The following is a 23,961-nucleotide window of genomic DNA, read 5'->3' on the forward strand; positions in this document are numbered from 1 at the left end:
AGACGCGACGATGTGGCACATCTTGTGGGAATTTCGAGTTGCTCCGGAACGACGCGCGGAATTTGAGCGCGTGTATAGCGCCGCGGGCGAATGGGCCGCGCTTTTCGCGAAGTCGCAGGAATTTCGTGGGACGACATTATTGCGGGATCCGCAAGTCGCGGGACGATATGTGACTGAAGATGTGTGGAAGAGTGCAGAGGCGTTCGAGCGATTGAAGGAAGAGTTTGCTGCTGAATATAAGAGGCTCGATGAGCTGTGCGAGGCGCTGACGGAATACGAGATGAAGATCGGCGGGTTTCAAGAAGTTGGCGGGGAAGAGCGCTGATGCGATCGGCGCTGAGCGTGCTGAATCACGAGGTGATTGGCTGCCGGCTTTGTCCGCGGCTGGTGGAGTATCGCGAGCAGATCGGGGTTGAGAAGCGGAAGGCCTATCGTGAACAGGAATATTGGGCGAAGCCGGTAGCGGGATTTGGTGACGAGAAGGCGCGGGTTCTGATCTTGGGATTGGCGCCGGGCGCGCATGGGTCGAATCGAACGGGAAGGCCGTTTACGGGCGACAAGAGCGGCGATTTTATGTACCCCATCCTTCACAAGACGGGCTTTGCGTCGCAGCCAACGGCGGTGAATCGCGAAGATGGATTGAAGCTGCTGGATTGTTACATCACTGCCGCGGTGCGGTGCGCTCCGCCGGACAACAAGCCGCTGCCGCAGGAGATCGCGAACTGTGCACCGTATCTCGATCGCGAAATTGCTGCGCTGGACGCAGTGAAAGTTGTCGTTGCGCTGGGAAAGATTGGGTTTGATGCGTACCTTGCGCATCTACAGCGGGCAGGATTTTCGTTCCGCAAAGCGGAATATGGGTTCGGGCATCTGGCGGAGTACAAGATGCCGAACGGTATCGTGCTGCTCGGCTCCTATCATCCTTCCAACCAGAACACGGCGACGGGCAAACTGACGCCTGAGATGTTCGAGCAGGTGTTTCGTCGCGCTGCAAAAATCGCGCGCGGCTAGTAGGGCTGCGCGCCGGACTTGCGGTACTTCTCGGAGATGTCCTCTACCCACCTTGGGAATTCTGGTTGGCCAGTGGGGATTTTGCCCTGGGTGATGGCCCACTGGTCGATCCAAGTTTGGCCGTCGTCGCCAACCCACGTGTTGGGGAGACTGTAGGCGGAGTCGGTGAGGGCTTCGTCGAGGGTTACGAATTTGTAGCCGCGCTTGCGGAGGGTGGCGATGAGTTCGTTGATGTGTTCGGCTTCGAGCCAGTTGCAGTGGAGAAGCAGGACCTGCTTGGGTTCATAGCCGAGGAATTGTTTGGAGAACTTCTCGTAGTAATCGAAGACCTGGTTGGTGTACTCAAGATAGGAATCCACTAGCTTGCGCTGCATGGCGGTATCGCCTTGTTCGCGGGCGGCATCGTAGGCGCCGGAGTACATCCAGTCCCAGGCGTCCATGGTGACGGGAGCGATTTTGTATCCACGCTGCGCGAGGAAATTCTCGGCTTGGCGGCGGGTATCGAGATCGCGGCCGACGATCAAGTATGGATGACGCAGGTAGCGGATCTTCATCTTCTTTTCAGCAAGAAGCATGGAGGTGACGGTCTCGCCGCGCACGACGTTCTCTTCCCAGGCTTGCAGGGTGTTGGTGTCGAGCGACATGTGGCTGAAGGTGTGATTGCCGAGCTCGAAACCGTTGTCGACCCACTGGCGCAGAGCGCCGATGCGATCGTCGACCTCACCTTTGACGTAGAGTTTTTGCTCGTTCACGAAGCCAATCGCGGGAACCTGCTCCTGCTTGAGTGTGGCGAGTAGCTTCGACGTGAGTTCGTTCATCTGCTTGCCGCTGAGGCGCGGATTGGCGGCGGGAAGATCGTCGATGGTGATGGCGACTTCGCGCTGTTGGGCGAGCAAAGAGCAGGAAAGTAATAGGGAAGATGCGAGGAGACGAAGGAGCGCTTTTCCGATTTGCATTAGGGCCATTTCTGCGACCGAACGGATTTTACACGCGCGGCGCAGAATCGCACTCCGATACTTGGAGCGGCTTTTCCATCTTGATACGGCGGGGAGCCTGAGTTCAGGGTGTGGTTGCTCCCGACTGGCGCGATGCTTCCAGGATGTGCTGCCGGATTGCTTGCGCGAGTTGGACGTCGGAGTTCTTTTGGACGCGCATCAACTGATCTGCTTCTTTCAAGGCCATCAGGGCCATGGAGTACTCGCGGCGTTTCAGCAGCACGAAACCGAGAGTGTCGGTGACTGCCGGATCCACGGGATTTGCCTCGCGCGCACGCTGGGCGAGTTCCAGGGCGCGGTCGAGATTGCTGCCTTGCTCGGCATAAAGCCACGCGAGGTTGTTGGCGGCGACACCGGTATTCTCGCCTTTGCTCAGGGCGGCTTCGTAGTTGCGAATAGCTGCATTCAGGTCGCTGCGATCCTGGGCACCGAGTCCGCGAATGAGCAGTGAATTCGATGCGCTGATGGCCGCGGCGGCGCTCGCTGCATCCGTCGAACTACCATCCTGCGCCTGGAGCTTGGCGAGTTCCACGGCGGAGCTGCTGCGTTGGGGCTCCATAGCTAAAGCGGCGCGGAAACAGCGGGCAGCGTCATCGTTCCAATGATGTTCTGAGTAGAGCCGACCGGCGAGTTCCATGAGTGATGCGGATTTCGGAGGGGCGGCTGCGCTCATCTCCATGCGCTGCAGCATTGGCTTGGTGATGGTTCCGGAGCGATAGACGCGAACGAGCCCTTCCTGAGCGGCGGTTGAGTTCGGATCGAGCAGAACAGCTTGCTCATATTCAATCAGCGCATAGGCGAGGTGGTGCTGGGCGAGAGCGGCGTCGCCTTTAAGAAGGTGCGCTACAGGACTTGTCTTGTCGATTTGCTGATAACGCACGGCAATGCTGTTCGCGGCACCGAAATCTTTCTCGGCGATCAACACTCGGCCGAACAATTCCAGAGCACCGAGGTTTGCCGGTTCCTGACGAACGACGGGAACAACCATCTGCTCGGCATCGGCGATATTGCCTTCCGAGAGCGAAAGCTGTGCGAGAGAGAGCCGGGCCGGCACTGAGGTCGTGTCATTGTCGAGGATGGTTTGCCACTCGGCGCGGGCTTCTGCGTTCTTTCCCATACGGGAGAGTGCGAGACCGAGAACGTAGTGGGCGGAGTTGTTGTCGGCGTGCTCGTCAACCACCGATCGCGCAAGGGCGGCTGCGGTGGCTGAATCACCCTCAGCCAGAGCGATTTCAGCAGCCAGGACTGCCGTGGTTTCTTCGCCAAATTCTGCGCGATGGATGCCGAGGGCACTCTTGGCTTCCAGAAGCGACTGGGTGCGCTTGCTGCCACTCTGACCGTTGGCAACGGCGAGTTTGGCTTCGATCGCGCGGGCGGCGATCGGAGTGGCGGTGTTCCCGTCGCGCTTGTTATCCCGATTCAGGAGAAGCTTTAAGTACTGCTGCGAAGCGGCACCGTCGCGTCCTGAAATCAACTGGAAATCGGCGAGGGCATAGGGCTTCGCGGGAGTGAGCCCATCCACTCGACGAAGCACGGTTTCGGCTTCCGGGACACGGGCGCTGCGTTCGAGGAATTGGGCAAGCTTAAGATTCGTGGGGCCGTCATCCTGAAGCGTCACGGCTTTGCGATAGGCGGCTTCGGCGGCAGGGAGTCGACCCTGCTCTTCTTCGAAGTGCGCGAGTGCGAGTTGGATGACGGAACTTTTGGGGGCCTTCGCAGCGGCAGTTTCGAGCACGTGGCGTGCTTGATCGATGCGGCCACTGGCGGAATAAATCTGCGAGAGCGTTACCGCAGCATCTTCTCGGGCGGGATCACGGTCGAGAACATCCTGAAAGCGTTTCGTCGCGGCGGGGATGTTGCCCTGGAAGGCGTAGGCACTGGCTTCAGCAGCCATGGCATCAAGATCGTTGGGATTATGCGACAGGACGATTTGGGCGAAGATGAGCGCTTTGTCAGGAGCCCCAGCGGCGAGGAAGAGTTGTGCGAGATGGAGATGCGCAGAACTGTTTGCGGGATCGAGTTCCGCGGCCTTTAAGAAAGCATTGAGGGATGGACCCTGCTGCTCAAGCGTCCATTCGCACTCGCCGATTCGGACGAACAATTGCGATTGCGCCTTATGGCTGCGCGTCCGGACTACGAGGTTCTCGTAGATATCGAGGGCTTCCTGCGTCTTGCCCGCTTTTTGAAGTGCAGAGGCGCGCTGGAATTGCTTGTTAGCGGTGCAGCCGAGAGAAAGGCTGAGGGCGAGCAGAGCTACGATCAGGGCCGAACGAGTGGGCACAAGTTGATCCAGCCGCTCGGTAGAGCGGTATTAAGGAGATGCTTGGGAGGGGAGGAGCGTTGCAGGTGAGACTTAGCTGAGAGTGACGAGTTCCGTGCGCTTCAACTGTCCGCAGGCGGCGAAGATGTCTCGTCCACGCGGCTTGCGGATGAATGTGGGGATGCCGGCGTCGATGAGGATCTGTTGAAAGGCTTCCACGTGCTGGGGATCGGGCGTGGAGAAGGGGATCTCGGGGCCGGGGTTCCAGGCGATGAGATTTACCTTGGCGCGGAGGCCGCGCAGCAGTTGAACCACTTCGCGGGCATTCTGCTCGCTGTCGTTGACGCCACCCAGGAGAACGTACTCGAAGGTCATGCGCTCGCGGTTGCGGAGAGGGAACTCGCGCGCCGCGGACATCAGCTTTTCGAGCGTCCACTTCTTGGTGATCGGCATGAGTTCGCGGCGGGATTCGTCGTTGGAGGCGTTGAGCGAGATTGCTAGTTTGGGACGGATCGCGAGCTGACCGAAATCGACGATGCGCGGGACGATACCGGAGGTCGAGACGGTCATGCGGGATTCGGGAATCCCAACGGCTTCAGCAAGAAGCGTGACAGCCTTCACGAAGTTGTCGAAGTTCAGGAAGGGCTCGCCCTGGCCCATGAAGACGAGATTGATGCGGCTTTTCTCGACATCCACGTTCTCATCTTTGAGCACGGCGAGGATTTGGCCAACGATTTCTCCGGCGGAAAGATTACGGAGAAGGCCGAGCAAGGCGGTCATGCAGAACTGGCAATCAACGGCGCAGCCGACCTGGCTGGAGACGCAGATGGTGGCTCGGTCGTAGGAGGGGCCGTCTTCGGAGCCGTCGCCTTGCTCGCCACCGTCGCCCTCGGGCATCCAGACGGTCTCGACGGATTGGCCGTCGGAGAACTGCAATAAGTAACGTACGGTGCCGTCGGTGGAGGTGAAACGCTTCTGGACGAAGGGAAAAGCGATGGCCCAACCTGAGGATTTGAGCTCCTCGCGGAGGGGGATGGGGAGGGTGGTGAACTGGTCGAGTGAAGCGATTCGGTCGCGGTAAAGGCCTTGCCAAAGCTGCCGGGAGCGGTAGGCGGGCTGGCCAAGACGCTCCATAAGGGCGCTAAGCTCTTGTAAAGAAAGGCCTAAAAGTTCGAATTTGTTAGTTTCCGCCACTCATCTAATCCAGTGTCTGCAGTGTTAGATTTTAAAGGACGGCCCAAAAAGGTGCACCTCTAAGGTGAACCGACGTGGGATTCCTGACGTCTTATGTCAGGTATAAAGCTGGAAGAGAGTCTGGGGTAGAAGTTTCTTGGCGACACAAATTCAATTGGAGAACCCAATGGCGAGCGCGCTCCGCAACGTTCGGAAAGAAGTGCTTCCGAACGGCCTTACGGTGTTGACCGAAGAGATGGACCACATCCGCTCGGTCTCGATCGGCATCTGGGTGAAAAATGGGTCGCGGCACGAAGACCCGCAAGTTAACGGCATCTCGCATTTTATCGAACACATGGTGTTCAAGGGTACGACCACGCGCAATGCGGAGGCGATTGCCCGGGAAGTGGATTCCATCGGTGGCAATATGGACGCCTTCACGGGCAAAGAGATGGTCTGCTTCAACGTGAAGATCCTAGATGAGCATGTGCCGGTGGCGATGGACGTGTTGTCGGACATGGTGCTGAATCCGGTCTTCGATGGCGCAGAGATTGATCGCGAGAAGGGCGTGATCCAGGAAGAGATCAAGATGGATGAGGACAATCCGGATTATCTCGTCCACGAGATATTCACGCAGAACTTCTATAAGGACCATCCGCTGGGAAAGCCGATTCTTGGAACGAAAGAGACGGTGAAGGGCTTCGACCGCGACATCGTGTTGGGGAATTACGGGCGCAAGTTCGCGCCGGGGAACTTGATTGTTGCGGCAGCGGGAAATATCAACCACAAGTCGTTCGTGGACGAAGTGCGGCGGCGGTTTGAGCACTTAAAGCCGAGCCTCAATGGATTCCACCAGGAGCCACCGAAGACGCACGCGCGCATCATTATGCGAAATAAGAAATCGCTGGAACAGGTGCAGATCTGCCTGGGAGTGCCGGCGTATTCGATTTCGGACAAGAGGCGTTATGTCTGCTACATCTTGAATACGCTGCTCGGCGGCGGGATGAGCTCGCGGTTGTTCCAGGACATTCGTGAGAAGCAAGGGTTGGTGTACTCGATCTTCAGTGAACTGAATCCGTTCCAGGATTCGGGATCGCTGGCGGTATATGCGGGAACATCGCGCGAGTCAGCGCCGAAAGTCGTGACGCAGGTGGTGAAGGAGTTCGGCAACTTCAAGCGCGAGATGGTGAGCGTTGAGGAGTTGCAGCGCGCCAAAGCCCAGCTGAAGGGCAGCCTGATGTTGGGGCTGGAGTCCTCCACGGCGCGGATGTCGAACCTGGCACGGCAGGAGATGTATTACGACCACTTCCACACCATGGACGAGATCATCGCGAAGATCGAAGTGGTGACGCGGGAAGAGGTCTGCGAGATGGCCAACGAGATCTTCCGGGCGGAGGATATCGCGGTAACGGTCCTTGGAAATATGAACGGGGTGAAGATCTCGCGCGACCAACTGGCGTGTTAGGAGTTGGAATTTACTAAGGTAAACCCCGAAGATTGCTAGTGTTATCTTTCCCTAAGTCGCCTCTCGGCTGACATTTTTTGCAATTTTCGGTTGACAGATTTTGTCAATACAGACAATCTTGTTCCACCGCAAACGTCGCTCAACTTCCCTAAAGTTCGTTCAAGGCTTGGTAAGGCCATGAGACGAATGGAGTTGGGTTTCAATTACCTTCGTAATGTGAAAGTCCGCGGCTTGGAATCCGAGTTGCACCATAGACAGCAACATCGGGACGACGGCTGTACGGACCAGATGGTGAGGGGGCCAGAGTAGCTCCCGAAAGTTTCAGGGACATCCGGTTTGAACCGGATATGGATTCAAAAATCACAACCAAACCTCAAATGGGAGAGGGAAAGAAAACAAATGCGTAAACAGAAGGGTTTCTCGCTGATTGAGTTGTTGATCGTTGTCGCGATCATCCTGATCATTGCCGCGATCGCAATTCCGAACTTGCTGCGTTCCCGCATGGCTGCCAACGAAGCATCGGCTGTCGGCTCGGTCCGCACCATCAACACGGCGGAAGTTACATATTCGTCCGCGTATCCTGACGTGGGCTTCACGCTCACCCTGGCCAACCTGGGTGGCCCGACCGGCACGTGCGCCACTGGCGGCTCCGGCGCGACCTCGACCCAGGCTTGCTTGATTGACAACGTGCTCGGCGCCGGCACCAAGAGCGGCTACACGTTTGCTCTGAGCGGCACGGCTGCGACTCCGCAGACGACTTTCACCCTGAAGGCCACTCCGGTAACGGTTGGCTCCAGCGGTCAGCGTGGTTTCTACACCGATCAGACGGGCGTCATCCGCTACAACCAGAGCGGTTCGGCGACCTCGACCGACAACCCGTTGCAGTAGTACAAAGGGTTTCATCGAAGAGGAGCCGCAAACTGCGGCTCCTTTTTTCTTCTCGATAAGCGCGGCTGAGTTTCCTTGCCCCTTTCCGATCGAACAACGGAGGTACCACGCTTCGATCCGGGCTTGAGCTGCAAAGAAACTTAAGCATTGCTCGTGAAACACTCCCCTCGGCTTCGCGGGCGGATTGCGAATCGAGAAACTGCAAGAGGGGAGCATTTCATGAAAAGACAAAAAGGTTTTTCACTAATCGAGTTGCTGATCGTCGTGGCGATCATCCTGATCATTGCCGCGATCGCAATTCCGAACTTGCTGCGTTCCCGCATGGCTGCCAATGAAGCATCGGCGGTGGGCTCGGTTCGCACCATCAACACGGCGGAAGTTACATATTCGACCGCATATCCTGACGTGGGCTTCACGCTTACCCTCGCCAACCTGGGTGGTCCGACCGGCACGTGCGCCACTGGCGGGACCGGCGCGACTTCGACCCAGGCTTGCCTGATTGACAACGTGCTCGGCGCCGGCACCAAGAGCGGTTATACGTTTGCTCTGAGCGGCACGGCTGCGACTCCGCAGACGACTTTCACTCTGAAGGCCAGCCCAGTAACGGTTGGCTCCAGCGGTCAGCGTGGTTTCTACACCGACCACACGGGCGTGATCCGCTACAACCAGAGCGGTTCGGCGACCTCGACCGACAACCCGTTGCAGTAGTAAGAAAGGGTTTCATCGAAAAGGAGCCGCAAACTGCGGCTCCTTTCCTTTTCTGCGCGAGGTTTGACTGTGCTTCTCATTGCGTGTTCGCGAATGACCTTCGTACTCTCCTCTGCACAAAGCACTTTTGTATAATCAGCGACGTCAGCGTTTTTTCCCAACGAAGCTCGCATGTTTGCGATTGAGACCGTAGCTCTCGAAAAGATCTACCAGACTGGTTTCTGGCGAAGGGCGACTCGTCGGGCCCTTTGGCCTCTCAGCCTTTCGGTTCCAGAACACGAAGTGTTCGGTTTTCTTGGCCCAAACGGCGCGGGAAAGACGACCACCCTCAAGCTGCTCATGAGCTTGATCTACCCGACGTCGGGCGAGGCGCGAATTCTCGGCCTGCCTGTTGACGACCCAAACTTAAAACGCCAGATTGGCTACTCACCGGAGCAGCCGTACTTCTACGATCACCTAACAGCCCACGAACTGCTGAAGTATTACGCTCAACTGACCGGAGTTCCGGCGAAAGAGCAATCGAAGAAAGTGGAGGGTGTGCTCGAGCGAGTGGGGTTGCGCGATATCAAGAAGCTGCAACTCCGCAAGTTTTCAAAGGGTATGCTTCAGCGAGTGAGCATCGCGCAGGCGATCGTGCACGATCCACGTATTGTGTTCCTGGACGAACCGATGTCGGGGCTCGATCCGATGGGCCGGCGCGAGGTGCGCGACCTCATTCAGGAACTGAAGGAAGAAGGGAAGACCATCTTCTTTTCGACCCACATCCTCTCTGACGCTGAGACACTTTGCGACCGGGTTGCTGTGGTCAATAAGGGTGAGCTAAAGGGTGTCGGATCGATTGCCGAACTGAAGTCTCGTGGCACCGGCGAAAGCGAGATCCTGTGGGAATCGGCGGGAGAGATTGCTGAACTGAAGAAGCGTGCCAAAAGCTTTCATCGTTCCGCCGAGTTCTGGCGAGCGGTGGTGCCGGATGCTGAGGTGTACACGGCGATCGATTGTATCCGGCAAGCGAAGGGGCGTTTAATTTCGGTGACGTCGGTCCGTGAGACCTTGGAGGACTATTTCTTCGAAAGGCTGAATGCGCCGGGGGCGGAGCAATGATCAACCGTCTCTGCGCGATTGCGTTTAACACCTATCGTGAGGCGGTACGGGACCGCGTACTCTACAACCTCATCGTGTTCGCGCTGATTTTGACGGGATCGTCATTGGTCTTCGGCCAGATTTCGATTGGCGTTGGCAAGATCGTTTTGGTCAACCTGAGTCTGACGGCAATCTCGATCTTCGGCGTCGTAATCGCGGTTTTCATTGGCATTGGTCTCGTCTCGAAAGAGATGGAGAAGAAGACCCTCTACACCGTGTTGACCAGGCCGGTCCGACGCTGGGAGTTCATTGTCGGGAAGTTCACGGGATTGGTGGGCACGCTAACCGTAAATGCAGGGCTGATGGCGGTCGGATTTTTCATCGCCTTGCTAATTGAGCAGCACAAGTTTGTGCATTCGGATTCCTATTTACTGGTGGCGCTCTATTTTCTGCTGCTGGAGTTTGTGATCGTCACCGCCGTGGCGATTCTGTTCTCGTCGTTCTCGACTCCGATTTTCTCGGCCATCTTCTCGTTCGCTCTGTTTGTAGCCGGAACCTTTGGTAATGACCTGCGTGGATTTGCCGCTTCGACGCATGGTTTTACCAAGTTTGCCGTCACTGCGGCTGCCTACCTGGTTCCGAACCTCGCCACTTTCAATGTCATTTCGCTGGTAGCCCATGAACAAGCCATTCCTGCACGGCTCGTTGTCCTCAACACTGGATATGCGGTCTGTTATTCGGCTTTGGTTGTGGCAGGTGCTGTGATGATCTTCGAGCGAAGGAACATGAAGTAATGAATCGCACCGGGATTGTCGCTGCGCTCATCCTGCTCGCTGGAATGGCGGGCACGGTTGCTTCTTCGCGGCAACTCGACAAGATGACCGACCAGATCGCGGTGCAGGAGGTGTTGTATCTACCCTCGGCGAACACGGTGAAAGCAATCAGCCTTGGCTACGACGGTTTGATGGCCGACATCTATTGGACGCGCGTAGTGCAGTACTTCGGCCGGAAGCACCTGGAAGAGGCGCAGGCCTATAAGCTGCTGCCGGGACTTCTGGATATCACGACGACGCTCGATCCACATCTCGTGGTGGCTTATCAGTTCGGGGCGTTCTTCCTTTCGCAGAAGCCGCCACAGGGCGCTGGTTCTCCCGATGCAGCCATCGCGCTGGTGAAGAAAGGGATTGAAAACAATCCTGAATATTGGCGCCTGTATTACGACCTGGGATTCATCTACTGGCTGGAGAAAAAGGATCCTAAATCGGCGGCTGATGCATTTGAAGCGGGCTCGAAGGTTCCCGGAGCTCAGCCGTGGATGCGTACTATGGCAGCTTCCATGGCCACTGGGGCGAACGATCTTGCGACTGCCCGCACACTGTGGACGGAGATTCTGAACGATACGAAAGATCAGGATATCCGCGCGAATGCAATAAAGCGGTTGATGTGTGTGGATTCCGATGAGGTTGTGATCCAGATCCAGAAATATGTGGATATGTTCAAAGAGCGTTCCGGACACAGTGCGTCCAGCATGCGAGAACTGGTCGATGCCGGTATATTCAATCGAGTTCCGGTCGACCCTACGGGCAGGCCGTATGAGATCGATTCTTACGGCCGGGTTGTGGTCAAGGATCCCAAAGCCCTTCCATTCATCACCCAAGGGTTGCCGCACGGGCAGGAAGTGAACTACATCTTCGACATCTACGCAATGCAGGAGCGCGGTAAGCGGCTTGAGGAAGAGAAGCGGAAAAAAGAAGCGGAAGAGAAATCCTCGGGCTCCGCATCGCGTCCAAATAATCAGCAATAGCTCAGGAAGCCCATTGAAATCTCTCTTCAAAAGCCTTGTATTCCTGCTCTTGGCATCGTTGGCATTCGCACAGACTGATATTAAGAAACTGGCCGAGGGCGTGGACCACCGCTACAACGACCTCCGCTCCATGAGTGCGCAGTTCTCCGAGCGCTACTCCGGCAACGGGATGGAACGAGAAGAGACTGGCACACTGTCGTTGAAGAAGCCGGGGAAAATGCGCTGGGAGTACCAAAGTCCACGCGAAAAGCTGTTCGTTTCTGACGGCAAATTGGCCTGGTTTTACGTGCCCGGCGAGAAGCAAGTCCGCCAGGCGCAGGTCAAAAAATTGGACGATCTGCGATCGCCGCTACGCTACTTACTCGGACATACCAAGCTGGAAAAGGAATTCACGGGACTTTCGCTGGCGCCGGACGTCAAACCAGCGGTGGCGGGCAATACGGTTTTGCGCGGCATTCCTGTATCAATGGCGGACCGCGTGAGCCAGGTGCTTCTCGAGATCACTCCGGAGCATCGTATTGCGCGCATCGTGGTGAGCGAACTCGACGGCTCGACAACGGAGTTCACGTTCAGCCAGGAACAGGACAATCCCTCACTGGCGGACAGTAGTTTCGAATTCAAGCCGCCGGCGGGAGTGGAGATACTGCAAGGCAGTGAATTGACTGCGCCTTAACAGTGCAAGAGATTCAGCAGCAAAGGCTTGCGGCTCAAGGTGGTAGACTGAACAGAGCAGCTTAACCCCGGAAAAACATGGCGGAATACGTCGTAAAGCTGGCCGACGAACGCGGCCGCATCCAGGAAAAAACCGAGAGCGCACACTCCGAGGCCGAGATCCGGGACCGCTTTTCGCAGGCCGGATACCTGGTGTACTCGGTCAAGGCGAGGGGTACAGCCGTTGGCATCCGCCTGCCGTTCCGCCGCAAGGTGAGCGCGCAACAGTTCCTAATCTTCAACCAGCAATTCCTGACATTAGTTCGCGCCGGACTGCCGATTGTGCAGTCGATGGAACTCCTGATGCGCCGGCAGAAGAACCAGTACTTTCAAAAGGTTCTTGAAGACGTTCGGGATCGGCTGAAGGGCGGCTCGTTGTTGTCGGAGGCGTTCGAGGCGCAGGGAATTTTCCCGAAGATCTATACGACGACTCTGCTCGCCGGCGAGAAGAGCGGCAACCTCGAAGAAGTAGTTGGCCGTTACATTGCGTTCCAGCGTCTACTGCTTTCATTCCGTAAGAAGCTGATTGCATCGCTGATCTATCCATCCATTCTCGTCTGCGGCGTGGTGGTGCTGTTCTCCATGCTGATTACGTGGGTGGTTCCTCGATTCGCATTGTTATTCCAGGATTTAGGTTCGGACTTGCCGGCGATCACGAAGTTCGTTCTGGCGTTTGGTAATAACGCGCAGACTTGGGCACCGTTCGTCCTGGTCGGCGCAATTGTGTTGGCGATCGTTTTTTTTCGTTGGAAGAAAACCGAGTCCGGTTCGCTGATGTGGGACCGGTTCATGATGTCGCTACCGATTTTCGGACAGATTTGGCTGAAGTCGCAGGTGTCGACATTCTCGCGCATGTTGTCCACGTTGCTCGGCGGCGGCCTGCCGTTAGTGCCGTCGTTAGAGACGGCGGCGGCTTCGATTGGAAGCAAAACTTTGGCCCGGGGGATTCGTACGGCGAGCAAGAGCGTGCGTGAGGGCAGATCGCTGGCCCGGAGCCTGGAAGCGACGGCAGCGTTTCCGGATTTGTCGGTAGAGATGATTGAAGTGGGCGAGTCCACGGGCGCGTTGCCGCAAATGCTGGTGTCGGTGGCGGAGTTCTACGAAGAAGACGTGCAGAACGCGCTGGCGGCGGCGATGTCGCTGGTGGAGCCGGTAATCCTGATCATCATGGGCATGGTCGTGGGGTTCATCCTGATAGCACTCTATCTGCCGATTTTCAGCATCGGAATGGGCGGGGCTGCGGGACACTAGAGGGGTTTGATGGCAGAGAACACAGCAATTTTCGTCAACAACGCGACCACCGCAGCCAAGGAAGAAGAGCGCGGACGCGATCTCGCGCGGCGCTATCGCTGCGAGTTCGTGGACCTGAAGTCGTTTCGGATGCACCAGGACCTGTTCCGCAAGATTCCAGTGGAACTGATGTTTCGCTATAACTTCATCCCTCTGGAAGAACTGCCGGACGGCCGCCTCGAAATCGCGATCGACGATCCCAGCCGGCTGATGATGATTGACGAAGTCGGTTTGCTGTTGCGGCGCGAGATCGTGACCAAGGTTTCGACGCTCTCCCAGATCACCGACATCCTGAAGAAGACGGAGCAGTCGCAGCGCGTTCTGGAAGAGGCGAGCGAAGACTTCGCCGTCCACGTTATTCGCGACGACGACGAGTCCGACGAAACCATCTCGATCGAGAAGTTGACGGCGGAAGGGGACATGAGCCCCATCATCCGCCTGGTGGACACGACCATCTTTACCGCGTTGCAACGGCGTGCGTCCGATATTCATATCGAGACGCAAGATGAATCCGTGATCATTAAGTACCGTATTGACGGCGTGCTACAGAAGGCGATGCAACCGATCGCGAAGGAACACCACTCGACGATCATCTCGCGTATCAAGGTCATGAGCGAGTTGGATATAGCCGAGCGTCGTGTACCGCAGGACGGGCGCTTCCGCGTACGCTACCTGGGCCGCCAGATTGATTTCCGCGTTTCCATCATGCCGTCTATCCACGGCGAAGACGCGGTGCTCCGTGTGCTCGACAAAGAGAGCATGAGCGAGAAGTTCCACAAGCTGACGCTTGATGTGGTCGGGTTCAGCGAGGACCACATCAAGACGTTTCGCCGGTACATCAACGAGCCGTACGGCATGGTGCTGGTGACGGGGCCTACCGGTTCCGGCAAGACGACGACCCTTTACGCTGCGCTGAATGAAATCAAGACGGAAGAAGACAAGCTGATCACGATTGAAGATCCGGTCGAATACCAGATCCGCGGCGTTACGCAGATTCCGGTGAACGAGAAAAAGGGTCTGACTTTCGCTCGCGGCCTGCGTTCGATTCTGCGTCACGATCCGGACAAGATCATGGTCGGCGAAATCCGCGACACCGAGACGGCACAAATCGCGATTCAGTCCGCGCTGACCGGTCACCTTGTGTTCACGACAGTCCACGCGAACAACGTGGTGGACGTACTGGGGCGGTTCCTGAACATGGGCGTGGAGGCCTACAACTTTGTGTCGGCACTGAATTGCATCCTGGCGCAGCGGTTGGTGCGCGTCATCTGCGACCACTGCAAGCGCAAGGTGCGCTACGACCTCGAAACCCTGGAGAACAGCGGTCTCAACCCGGCAGAGTGGGGAGACTTTGAATTCAGCGAGGGCCCGGGCTGTATCGAGTGCGCCGGCACCGGGTTCCGCGGCCGAACGGCGATCCATGAACTACTTGAACTGACCGATCGGATTCGCGAAATGATTCTCGACAAGAAGCCGAGCTCGGAGATCCGCAAGGCGGCGCGCGAGGACGGCATGATTTTCCTGCGCGAGTCGGCGCTGGCGAAGCTGCGCGATGGGATCACGACGCTACGCGAAATCAATAAGGTCACGTTCATCGAGGCCTCGAGATAAGAATGTTGAAAGGGAACAATCAAGGCGGCCGTCCACTTCTGGCGTGCGAGATCACGCGCACCCAGGTGTTTGCGACGCGCTGGGCCGAAAAAACTACTGGCGTCGAGGTACTGCAAGTACGCACGATTCCGGGCGGTGTCTCTCCGAATTTGACGAGTCAGAACGTTTCGGACGCAGGCGCGCTTAAGAGCGTGGTGGCGGATGCGTTGCAGGCCAGCGGCGCCCGCACCAAGGACGTGACTCTCATCGTTCCTGACGCCGCCGTTCGCGTTGCGCTTCTCGATTTCGATACGCTTCCTGAAAAGAAGCAGGAAGCCGATGCGGTGGTGCGCTTTCGACTGAAGAAGTCATTGCCGTTCGAAGTAGACCGCGCAGCCATTTCCTACCACGCTCAGCCGAATGGCACGACATTGCGCGTGCTCGTGTGCGTGATGTTGAACTCGGTGCTGCACGAGTACGAGTCTGCAGTGCGCGACGCAGGATTTTTGCCGGGTGTCGTTCTGCCATCGACCCTGGCAGCGCTGGGCAATGTAAGTGTTGACGCTCCCACGATGGTCGTGAAAATCGCAGACGGGACCACGACGATCGCGATTCTCGATCAGGGACGCCTGCAGCTTTATCGAACTCTCGACCACGGCTCTCCCGACGTGGAGCCAGCCTCGTTGGCGCATGATATCTACCCGTCGGTCGTGTTCTTTCAAGACACCTACGGCGTACCGATCGAGAAGATCTACGTTTCCGGAGCGAATAACTTCGCTGCTGTGGCGCCGCATCTTGCGCAGGAGACAGCGGCGGAAATAGAAGAACTCGACAATCCCGTGTTCGCAGGACTGAATCCCGGCACATTGCCGAAGAGCATGCTTGCTGGCGTGCTGGGTTCAGGGCTGACGAAGACCAGGATCAACCTGGCGAGCGAGCCCTACGAGGACGCGAAGCTGTACCTGGCGCGCTTCGGGACAATTGCTGCAGCGCTCTTGCTGGTTGCGGTGGGGCTGTTGTGGTTCACGATTCACAGTGTTCGGCGCTCGAGCGACATCAATCGGAAGTTGTCTGCCGTGCGAGGGCAGATCGACACACTCGACCGGGAAAGGGTCCTGGCCGAGAAGATGCTCGCCCTGCCGCAGAACCATGGCACTGTGAATAAATCGGAGTTCTTGAACAGCGTCTTTGCGCGTAAGGCGTTTTCGTGGACGACGGTTTTCTCCGACATGGAGAAGATCATGCCGCCGGGGCTGCACGTGGTTTCGATCGCGCCGGAACTCGACGCGCAGAACCAATTGAAAGTACAGATTGTTGTGGCAGGTGAGAACCGAGACCGGGCGATCACACTGGTGCGAAATATGGAGCAGACGCCGCGGTTCCGCGATGTGATCCTGCGAAGCGACATACAAAATACGGTGCTAGGTGGCACTAGCGCTGAAGATCGCGATCCGATCCGTTTCGACATCGTTGCGCAGTATCTGCCTTCGGCGCCGAATCCGGCGCCACCAGCGAGCGGAGTCGCGTCGAAGGCAGAAGATGCGCCGTCCGCAGCGAGCGCAGAGCCTAAGGCTGCCGAGGCATCGGCAGGTCCGGCGCCAGCACAACCTGCTGCCCAGCCGAAGCCGCAGACCGTCGCCAGAAAGGCGGGAGCACAACGATGACAGTTCGTGAGATTCGCCGGGTAATGAATGTCGTCCTCGGTGCGTTGCTATTGGTGATCCTGGTGTGCGTCGGCATACTGCTCTCACCGCTGGCGAAATCCCGGTCGCAGCGTGAAGCCGATTTGCAGGAAATGCAGGCGCAGTTCAAGGACAAAGAGCGCGAACTCGGCCCGTCGCACGGGATCGACAATAAGATCGGCGCAGCGGCAGTCGATATCGGGAGCTTCTACAAGGACCGCCTCCCGGCGCAGTACTCGCAGATTGACACCGCCCTGGTGAAGGCTGGCCAGGATTCCGGAGTGCAACTGCAAGGCATCTCATTTAAGGCCGAGAAGAAGATGGTGGACGACCTGCAGAGGGTCGATATTCTTTTGACCATCTCCGGGCCGTATGTGAACGATGTAAAGTTCATCAACGCGGTGGAACGTAACAAGGTATTTTTCGTGATCAGCAGCGTCCAATTAGGTGGCAGCAGCAATGGCGTCCAGTTGCAGGTAAAGGCCGAGACCTATTTGAAGACGGGAGCGGCATAAGGTGAGAGTCGGCGCAGAAAGCAAGAAGAAGACGATTGTCGCGATCACGCTCTTTTCGCTGGCGCTGTTGGCGGTCGTCTATGAACTGTGGCCACCATCGCAACCAGCAGCAACACCGGCTACCACAGGTGCGGAGACGAAAGGGCACGTCAGCCCAGTCTTCTCGAAGCTCGATCCATCGTTGCGGCTGGATTTGTTGAAGGGCAGTGAAGAAGTGGCGTACAGCGGATCGGGGCGCGATATTTTCCATTCGGCAGCGGCACCGGATATTCCGAAACCAGACGATCCGATCAGAGGCCGGGATGAAACTAAGGCGACTCCGCCACCGCCCGCTGTGCACCAGAATCCTCCGATCCCTTTGAAGTTCTATGGTTTCGCCAGCAGCAACAACAAGAAGCAGATTTTTCTCGCGCAGGGTGAAGACGTTTTCGTCGCCAAGGAAGGCGATATCGTGAAGGGCCGCTATAAGGTCCTGCGCGTTGGCGATAAGAACGTTGAGATCCAGGATGTGCTGCAGAACTATTCGCAGCAGATTCCACTGACGCTGCCGAATTCGTAGTATGCCGAGTGAATTGCACAATTCGGAACAAGGGCTGAAGCGCCGCTCGTTCCGTGCCGAGAGCGGCTACATGCTGCTCATCCTGATGTTCTTTGTTGCCCTGCTCACTTTCAGCTTGATGGCAGTGCTGCCGAAGGTGGTGCAGCAGGTGAAGCGCGACCGCGAAGAAGAGATGATCCATCGCGGCACCGAGTACGCACGGGCGGTCAAGAAGTTCTACAAGAAGTTCAATCGCTACCCGAATTCCCTGCAAGATCTCGAGAACACCAACAACCTTCGGTTCATCCGGCGCCGCTACAAAGACCCGATGACGAAGGACGGAAACTGGCGGCTCCTGCATATCACGGATGTCCAACAGGGAGTTGCGAATCCGAACTTTGGGGTGAGCCAGGCGTCGAACTTCAATCCCTTGGGCGGCGGCCCCGGAAGCCAGAATCCGACGGGAATCGCGCAGGTTCGTCCGGGAGCACAGGGCGGCGACACGAGCGGCAATGCACAGGACCAACCGACGGTCGGCGTGGCCCCTGACGGGTCGCAAGGGCAAAATCCGCCGGGCGGCACAGCGACTACCGGTTCAACCACCGATCCGGGCCAGTCTGGCCAAGCGCTGCAGAACCCCGGTCTCGGCGGGCAGCCCGGGCAGACCTACGGTGCCGGCGGCATTGTCGGCGTTGCGAGCATGAGCAAAGGCAAGAGCATCCGCGAGTTCAACAACAAGTCGAACTACAACAAGTGGATGTTTATCTACGATCCCACGCAAGACCGCGGCATGCTGCTGAAGGGGCCCTACAATCCTCAGGCGTTTATCGGTGGATCGAATGTCGGCGGTACTGCACCTGGAGCCATGTCGCCGAATGGAATGTCGCCGATAGGCACGCAGCAACCGACGCAGCAGAACGGGCCGGGCAATCAAATGCCGCCGGACCAGAACGCGCCGCCACAGTAAACTCAAAACGGTGAGAGTAAGAAAAACCCCGTCCGCAGACGGGGTTCTCATTTGAAACTGATTTCGGGTTACACGCTGAAGGAGGAGCCGCAGCCGCAGGTGCTCTTCACGTTCGGGTTTTCGAACTTGAAGCCGGCGCCTTCGAGTGTCTCGACGTAGTCAACAACGGCGCCGTTCAGGTAGACAACCGAGGTTGCGTCAATGTAGACCTTCAGGCCGTCGAATTCGTAGACCTTGTCCATGAGACCGGCGCTGGTCTCGAAGTTCATCGAGTAGGAGAAGCCGGAGCATCCGCCGCCGACCACACCCACGCGCAATCCCGCAGGAACGGGGTTCTGCTGGGACATGATCTCCTTTACCTTCGCAACGGCGTTCGGCGTCAGGTTGAGAGGTGCGCTCTTCGTCGGGGTCGTGGTGTTCGGGGTAGCAGTGGTTGCCATTGTTGCCATTCTCCTCGGGTGGTCTGCTTGATTATACCAAACCGGGCCAAATCGCCCGGAAATCCGCAGAAACTCAATATTTAGATGGACAAGCTGCGGGAGAGTCGCAGAAATTTTTGGCCCAAAACGGTCCCACCTCCGTGTGGGAACTCTGAAATAAATGAGCGTCGCCAACTCTGGACTGGGCATATAATCCCCAACCGATGGCCCCCCTACGAGCCGCGCAGGGGAGGTGGGGAAGCTTCAGCAACTTCGAATTGGGGTTGCAGGAAGCTCCGGGGGAACAGCACCCGGGCGCGACCCAGTTCGAGGGACCGGAACGATCCTAGAGGTGTTTCATGTCAACCATGATGATCCTGCTGATCGCCTGGGCCGGTTTGACGACGATCCTTGTCCTGCTGCTAATCTACCGCAGCACGCTCACACTACACGAGGACGACCAAATCTTTTTGAGCGATTCCGATGCCCACCTGCAGAGAGAGCAGGAAGAGCTTTCCGTGAAGGTGAATCGCCTGACTCCTTTCGTCCGGCTGCTTGGTGCGGCCTCGACGTTACTCATTTTGTTTATCGCCGGCTTGGCGTTGTATCAGCAGTTGAACAAGACGGGGTTGGAGTAGGCTTCGGGTTCCACGTCCCGAATCCGGTTTGAACTCGGCCCGTGATTGCGCAAGCAACTCTCACCTGGTGAGAGCGTGCGGATGCTCGGAAGGACGATTGCTCTCCGCGACAGCCGCGGATTGACGCGGTCTTCGTCCAGCATTGCAAGAACGGAGCGTGCCAGCGATGGCGCGCCTCCTGCTCCCGTTGACGACGCACGCGGAGCACTTGAGCTTGCGCATCACGGGCCTCGTCTGTCTAGCGAAGCCGCGCGTTCTCCGCGTGCTCGATCTGCACCAGAGCCACCCATTCCCCGCGGCGATGGGACTGGTACACAATGCGTCCGCCGACCATGCGCGCTGCCACTTCGGGCGAGATGTCGATGTGGTAATCGAAGAACCGCTTCTGCATGCCCTCCCAGTAGGCTGAATGAATAAGCAGGTGTGGAGGCTCATATTTCGTTGAGAAGAGATAGACCCAGTCGTACTGGCCTTGCGCAGCGGCGGCGAGCGTCATCTGCGCCGCGGTGAAGTTCTCGATGCGGACGACAGGGATGGGCTCTTTCAGGTATCCAAGAAACGGCCGTGAGATTTCGTCAGAGGCAGGCCATGCCGTCAGGACATGTGCGCCGTGTGCGTGCTGCGAGAGATACGTTGCAGCGCCACGATGCAGGAGGATGTAGTCGCGATAGGTGAGATTGTCTTCCGGCGCGAAGCGGTACGGCGGATTGAACACCAGGCCTGCCAGAAACGACGCAACGACGACCGCGGTTGCGACCGGCCACCAGCGCAAGCGTCGATAGAGCGTGCTCACGCAGACCAGCACAATCAGCGGATAGACCGGCAACATGTAGCGTGCGAGCACCGCGCCGCCTGCAATCGCAAGCGACACCACGTGTGCGGCGATTACCGCGTACAGAACCATCTGCACGGGGAGTGCGATACGGCGTCGTGCGGCCGTGCCATCCACCACGGCGGGTTCGAGCATTGCAGCCAACGTGAGCAGCGTGAGCACGAACAGGTTCATATAGCCGAGCGTGTGCCACAAACGGAGCACGATGGCGAGGACGATGCGGAGTGGAGTGAGCGTCGCGCCGACGTTATAGCTGTAGTAGTACGGATCGCCAGTGTAAAAGCCGGTGCGATGGTGCAGATACAGAAACCAAATCGCCAGCGGAACGAAGCTCAGCAGCAGCCGCACCGCGCGCTTCCAGTTTCGCGGACCGGTGCGCCATCTTGCCGGAGCGAATACCTCCCATGCGATGAGAACGCCGGGTGTAAGAATCGCCGTTTCTTTTGAAAGTCCCGCGAAGGCGAACATGATTACCGCACGAACATTGCGGCCTTCCAAGTAGAAGGCCACTCCCCAGATGGTGAATGCGGTCACCAGCATGTCGAGGTGGGCGAGAGAACTCTGCGCGAAGAAAACCGGAAACGCGGCAGTGCAGAGGACGGCGATCACCGCAACCGTACGGTTCGCCACTACAGACGCGAGTCGCCAGAGCCCAAGGAGCGAGAACGAGGTGACGATGAGTAAGGCGATTCGCGTCACTGCGGGCGTGAAGCCGCTCAGCTTCCACCAGGTTGCGAGGTAAATCGCCAGCAGTGGCGGATGCGCGTTCGAAAGCGTCGAGTGCGGAATCAAATCGCCGGTAATTAGAAGGTCGCGTGCTGCAGGAATGTAATACCCAGCCTCATCCCAGAAATAGGGAAGCCGTAAGAGTGCGCCGTGGCTGAGGAAGAGCGCGACGAAGATCAGCGAGAACGCCGACAGGTGTTCCCGGACTGAAGGCGGAGACTGCAATGGCTGGTCGAGATTGGAGGGAGGGCTACTCATCCACAAGACAGGCAAGCTTTGGCGAATGCCAAAGTGTTATTTTGGCCGCCGGAGGCCTTCTCTTGTAATCCTGAGGAGGCGCAATCCCGGCACGAGCGTCCACACCGGGCTGCAAGAGTTTAGTGGACCGGACCGACCATCCGTGGGTCGAGCTTGATCTCGCCGAAGGTGTTCTCGTAGTTCTGCACGTTCTGCTGAAGCAGGGTGAGCAGAGCTTTGGCTTGTTGGGGGCTCAAATAGACACCCTGGAAGTTGCGGACCTCGACTTCCGTTTCGCTCGACTGGTGCAAGGTGCCGAAGACGAGGAAGAAGTCCCATACGTTTACGCGCACCTGCACGCTGTTGGAGTAGCTTTCCCGATACTCCGGGGTGGTCAAAATCTGGATCTTCGGTTCCGAAGGGAACGCCATATACGAACGAACCTCGTCTCGGCCAAGCGGTGGCGCCGGTTTTCAAAGCAAGTTGCTGAAAGTGTACCAAAGCCACTGGCAAGGTCAATGCAGTACTCTTAACCCGAATCTACTTCTCCACTCGGAGAAATGAGCCTTCCGTAGCATCCACGACGACCCGAAGCTGGCTGTCGTCACTGCTTGAGCCGTAGGAGACGCGCCATTCGAGCTTGTTCTTGCCGTGGTTCCATTCCAGCGTGAAGAACACCGGGATCTTGGGGTCAGCCTTGGTCAACTTCTCGCCGCCATGCTTTTGAGCCACTTGGAAGGCGGCGTCGCTATCAATCTTGAGGAAGGCGACATCGAAAACCTGGGTTGAGGTGTTGGTCGCACTGTACGCATCGTCCCCGCCATGCGAAACACCCTGCTCAAGTCCGGGGCCGCTAATGCCTGTCCACTGGAACGATTTCATAGAACTGCGGGCCGCCGATCCGAAGGCGCAATGCCACACCCCCGCCTTACCCTCTGTGACCGGATCTCCGGCGTTATACTCGGACTGCAACCGGAAAGGTTTGGCATCGACGGCCCAGCCGTGGGCCGCGATATAAAGCTTTTGGAAAGCTCCGCGGCCGGTTTCATATTCGTTGGCCTTCGTCTCCTGCTTTGGTTTTTCCGGCGAAGCAGTGTTAGTGGCAGGTTTGGAGTCGCAGGCGGCGAGCGCAAGGATAGATAGCAGAATAAGAGTCAGTCGTTTCATTTTCTTTCCGGCGACCAGTGTCGCACATTGAATGGATGCAGGAGAGCACGCATGCAGCCGTATCTCGATCAGCTTTCCCAATTATTGCAACAGGCAACTGCCGGCATGAACGACGATCAGCTCTTACGTGCGCCGGAAGGAAAGTGGTGTGCCGCCGAGGTGCTCGAACATTTGCGGTTGACCTACACGGGGACCGCGAAAATGCTGGAGAAGAACCGCGACCAGGCCGTCGTGGAGCCGGCTCCTATCGATGATCGCGTCAGCGCGGCGCGCAAGTTGATCTTCGATCAAGGCAGCTTCTTCGAGGGTCTGCAGGCACCGCCATTCGCGACGCCGAAAACTCCGCCCGATGCCAATGTGCGCACTCGTATTCAGGAAGACCTGAAGCGACTGGGCGTTGCGATCGACGAGGCCGAACAAAGGCGCGGCAAGGACGCTAACCTCGGAAACCACTTTGCGCTCGGTCCCCTCAACGGCGAGCAGTGGCGACACTTCCACTACGAACACGGGCGCCATCATGCCAAACAACTTGAAGCTCTGAAGGTCTTCGCAGCGAAAGCCTAGCGGCGGAGGCAGGATCGAATGATTGAGCTGACGTTTGTCCATTCGCTAGCAAGAATGCTGAAGATGGCGGAATCCCGCAGGGATCCGTCGCGGGCGATCTGGTGCGCCCGCAGGATGCCTTCGAATTTGGCGCCGAGTTTATCGAGTGACGCTCGCGATCGGTCGTTGCGAGCGTCGGTGTGAAATTCGACGCGCACACATTCGAGGACATCGAAGGCGTAGCGAAGCAGAAGCCATTTTGCTTCCAGATTCACGCCAGTTCGCCAGACTTCCGGCGCATACCATGAGCCAATAAGTGCGCGCCGATGGTTGCGGTCGAGCTCTTTCAGTCGCGTGCAGCCGACGATTCGATCCAGCCGCAGATCATGGACGGCGAAGGGTGCGGTACTCCCCGCGTTCCAATCGTTGAGCAGTTTCTCGACGTAGGCATGCATCGCAGCTTCCGTCCGGGCATCGCTGGTGATGAACTGCCAGACTTTGGGATCCGAGCCTGCTTGAGCAAGCGCGTCCGCGTGTTCGAACGTCAGATGTTCGAGCCGGACAATGCTGCCGATGAGTGGTTGGGTTGGAAGTGGGATCGGCCAGTTCGCTGGAAGGTACGCTTTCATGAGGTCTCCTTTCCGCGTCTTGCGGAGGACCTCAGGCCTTTTATGCCGTCAGTTGCGGGTTGCAGTCCCTGGTGTCGCTTGGTCGCGGCCTCT

General features: G+C 57.7%; 25 protein-coding genes. 17 read left to right on the top strand and 8 right to left on the bottom strand.

Features of this window, described 5'->3' with window-relative positions; all coding sequences use genetic code 11:
- The first annotated feature begins 10 nt into the window (after positions 1-10).
- Both ACID345_RS08030 and ACID345_RS08035 read left to right on the top strand, forming a co-directional pair.
- Positions 11-325, top strand: a complete 315-nt coding sequence (locus tag ACID345_RS08030) for an antibiotic biosynthesis monooxygenase family protein (RefSeq protein ID WP_011522367.1) — start codon at positions 11-13, stop codon at positions 323-325.
- Positions 325-1,011: a uracil-DNA glycosylase gene (locus tag ACID345_RS08035; protein ID WP_011522368.1), complete on the top strand. Its 687-nt coding sequence runs from the start codon at positions 325-327 to the stop codon at positions 1,009-1,011. Before ACID345_RS08030 ends, ACID345_RS08035 begins: the two co-directional genes overlap by 1 nt.
- Here the strand turns inward: ACID345_RS08035 and ACID345_RS08040 are convergent.
- From ACID345_RS08040 to rlmN, 3 genes are all read right to left on the bottom strand, one after another.
- On the bottom strand, positions 1,008-1,967 hold the full coding sequence (locus ACID345_RS08040) for a polysaccharide deacetylase family protein (RefSeq protein WP_041855542.1): 960 nt from the start codon (positions 1,965-1,967) through the stop codon (positions 1,008-1,010). The two genes, ACID345_RS08035 and ACID345_RS08040, sit on opposite strands and share 4 nt — an antisense overlap.
- Positions 1,968-2,070: 103 nt before the next feature.
- Complete coding sequence (locus ACID345_RS08045; protein WP_011522370.1) at positions 2,071-4,287, bottom strand: tetratricopeptide repeat protein; 2,217 nt, start codon at positions 4,285-4,287, stop codon at positions 2,071-2,073.
- Between the two features lie 72 nt (positions 4,288-4,359).
- A complete protein-coding gene (gene rlmN / locus ACID345_RS08050) occupies positions 4,360-5,460 on the bottom strand; it encodes a 23S rRNA (adenine(2503)-C(2))-methyltransferase RlmN (RefSeq protein ID WP_083763691.1) in 1,101 nt (366 codons plus the stop codon).
- A 166-nt stretch (positions 5,461-5,626) separates the two neighbouring features.
- Between rlmN and ACID345_RS08055 the strand changes: the two genes are divergently transcribed.
- The 13 genes from ACID345_RS08055 (at position 5,627) to ACID345_RS08115 (ending at position 18,677) form a co-directional block, all read left to right on the top strand.
- Positions 5,627-6,904: a M16 family metallopeptidase gene (locus ACID345_RS08055; protein ID WP_011522372.1), complete on the top strand. Its 1,278-nt coding sequence runs from the start codon at positions 5,627-5,629 to the stop codon at positions 6,902-6,904.
- Positions 6,905-7,303: 399 nt separating this feature from the next.
- Positions 7,304-7,792 carry a prepilin-type N-terminal cleavage/methylation domain-containing protein gene (locus ACID345_RS08060; protein ID WP_011522373.1) on the top strand — a complete coding sequence of 163 codons (489 nt, stop codon included), beginning with the start codon at positions 7,304-7,306 and terminating at the stop codon, positions 7,790-7,792.
- Positions 7,793-8,011: 219 nt separating this feature from the next.
- Entirely contained in the window at positions 8,012-8,500 is a 489-nt protein-coding gene (locus ACID345_RS08065) for a prepilin-type N-terminal cleavage/methylation domain-containing protein (RefSeq protein WP_011522374.1), read from the top strand.
- Positions 8,501-8,671: 171 nt separating this feature from the next.
- Entirely contained in the window at positions 8,672-9,601 is a 930-nt protein-coding gene (locus ACID345_RS08070) for an ABC transporter ATP-binding protein (RefSeq protein ID WP_011522375.1), read from the top strand.
- A complete protein-coding gene (locus ACID345_RS08075) occupies positions 9,598-10,374 on the top strand; it encodes an ABC transporter permease (RefSeq protein WP_011522376.1) in 777 nt (258 codons plus the stop codon). Before ACID345_RS08070 ends, ACID345_RS08075 begins: the two co-directional genes overlap by 4 nt.
- A complete protein-coding gene (locus tag ACID345_RS08080; RefSeq protein WP_011522377.1) occupies positions 10,374-11,384 on the top strand; it encodes a hypothetical protein in 1,011 nt (336 codons plus the stop codon). Before ACID345_RS08075 ends, ACID345_RS08080 begins: the two co-directional genes overlap by 1 nt.
- Before the next feature lie 13 nt (positions 11,385-11,397).
- On the top strand, positions 11,398-12,057 hold the full coding sequence (gene lolA, locus ACID345_RS08085) for an outer membrane lipoprotein chaperone LolA (RefSeq protein WP_011522378.1): 660 nt from the start codon (positions 11,398-11,400) through the stop codon (positions 12,055-12,057).
- Between the two features lie 77 nt (positions 12,058-12,134).
- On the top strand, positions 12,135-13,346 hold the full coding sequence (locus tag ACID345_RS08090; protein ID WP_011522379.1) for a type II secretion system F family protein: 1,212 nt from the start codon (positions 12,135-12,137) through the stop codon (positions 13,344-13,346).
- Positions 13,347-13,355: 9 nt separating this feature from the next.
- Positions 13,356-14,996 (top strand): GspE/PulE family protein, encoded by a 1,641-nt coding sequence (locus tag ACID345_RS08095; RefSeq protein WP_011522380.1) that lies wholly within the window; start codon positions 13,356-13,358, stop codon positions 14,994-14,996.
- Between the two features lie 2 nt (positions 14,997-14,998).
- Entirely contained in the window at positions 14,999-16,639 is a 1,641-nt protein-coding gene (locus ACID345_RS25285; protein WP_011522381.1) for a PilN domain-containing protein, read from the top strand.
- Complete coding sequence (locus ACID345_RS08105; protein WP_011522382.1) at positions 16,636-17,172, top strand: hypothetical protein; 537 nt, start codon at positions 16,636-16,638, stop codon at positions 17,170-17,172. Before ACID345_RS25285 ends, ACID345_RS08105 begins: the two co-directional genes overlap by 4 nt.
- Before the next feature lies 1 nt (position 17,173).
- A complete protein-coding gene (locus ACID345_RS08110) occupies positions 17,174-17,731 on the top strand; it encodes a hypothetical protein (protein WP_011522383.1) in 558 nt (185 codons plus the stop codon).
- Position 17,732: 1 nt separating this feature from the next.
- Positions 17,733-18,677 carry a type II secretion system protein gene (locus ACID345_RS08115; protein WP_011522384.1) on the top strand — a complete coding sequence of 315 codons (945 nt, stop codon included), beginning with the start codon at positions 17,733-17,735 and terminating at the stop codon, positions 18,675-18,677.
- 68 nt (positions 18,678-18,745) lie between these two features.
- Here ACID345_RS08115 and ACID345_RS08120 read toward each other — a convergent pair whose 3' ends face one another.
- Complete coding sequence (locus tag ACID345_RS08120; RefSeq protein WP_041855543.1) at positions 18,746-19,126, bottom strand: HesB/IscA family protein; 381 nt, start codon at positions 19,124-19,126, stop codon at positions 18,746-18,748.
- 329 nt (positions 19,127-19,455) lie between these two features.
- Here ACID345_RS08120 and ACID345_RS08125 point away from each other — a divergent pair, with 329 nt between their 5' ends.
- On the top strand, positions 19,456-19,734 hold the full coding sequence (locus ACID345_RS08125; protein WP_011522386.1) for a hypothetical protein: 279 nt from the start codon (positions 19,456-19,458) through the stop codon (positions 19,732-19,734).
- A 238-nt stretch (positions 19,735-19,972) separates the two neighbouring features.
- Here ACID345_RS08125 and ACID345_RS08130 read toward each other — a convergent pair whose 3' ends face one another.
- The 3 genes from ACID345_RS08130 to ACID345_RS08140 form a co-directional block, all read right to left on the bottom strand.
- A complete protein-coding gene (locus ACID345_RS08130; RefSeq protein WP_011522387.1) occupies positions 19,973-21,550 on the bottom strand; it encodes an ArnT family glycosyltransferase in 1,578 nt (525 codons plus the stop codon).
- 119 nt (positions 21,551-21,669) lie between these two features.
- The gene (locus ACID345_RS08135; RefSeq protein WP_011522388.1) at positions 21,670-21,960 is read right to left on the bottom strand and encodes a DUF3467 domain-containing protein; all 291 of its coding nucleotides are present in this window, start codon (positions 21,958-21,960) and stop codon (positions 21,670-21,672) included.
- A 109-nt stretch (positions 21,961-22,069) separates the two neighbouring features.
- Positions 22,070-22,696 (bottom strand): hypothetical protein, encoded by a 627-nt coding sequence (locus ACID345_RS08140; RefSeq protein WP_011522389.1) that lies wholly within the window; start codon positions 22,694-22,696, stop codon positions 22,070-22,072.
- A 51-nt stretch (positions 22,697-22,747) separates the two neighbouring features.
- On the opposite strand from ACID345_RS08140, the gene ACID345_RS08145 reads away from it, so the two are divergent.
- Positions 22,748-23,260 (top strand): DUF1569 domain-containing protein, encoded by a 513-nt coding sequence (locus ACID345_RS08145; protein ID WP_011522390.1) that lies wholly within the window; start codon positions 22,748-22,750, stop codon positions 23,258-23,260.
- On the opposite strand, the gene ACID345_RS08150 is transcribed toward ACID345_RS08145, so the two are convergent.
- Complete coding sequence (locus ACID345_RS08150; RefSeq protein WP_011522391.1) at positions 23,257-23,868, bottom strand: GNAT family N-acetyltransferase; 612 nt, start codon at positions 23,866-23,868, stop codon at positions 23,257-23,259. The genes ACID345_RS08145 and ACID345_RS08150 overlap by 4 nt on opposite strands.
- Positions 23,869-23,961 lie beyond the last annotated feature (93 nt).

It is taken from the genome of Candidatus Koribacter versatilis Ellin345 (assembly GCF_000014005.1).
Taxonomy (GTDB): Bacteria; Acidobacteriota; Terriglobia; order Terriglobales; family Acidobacteriaceae; genus Korobacter; species Korobacter versatilis_A.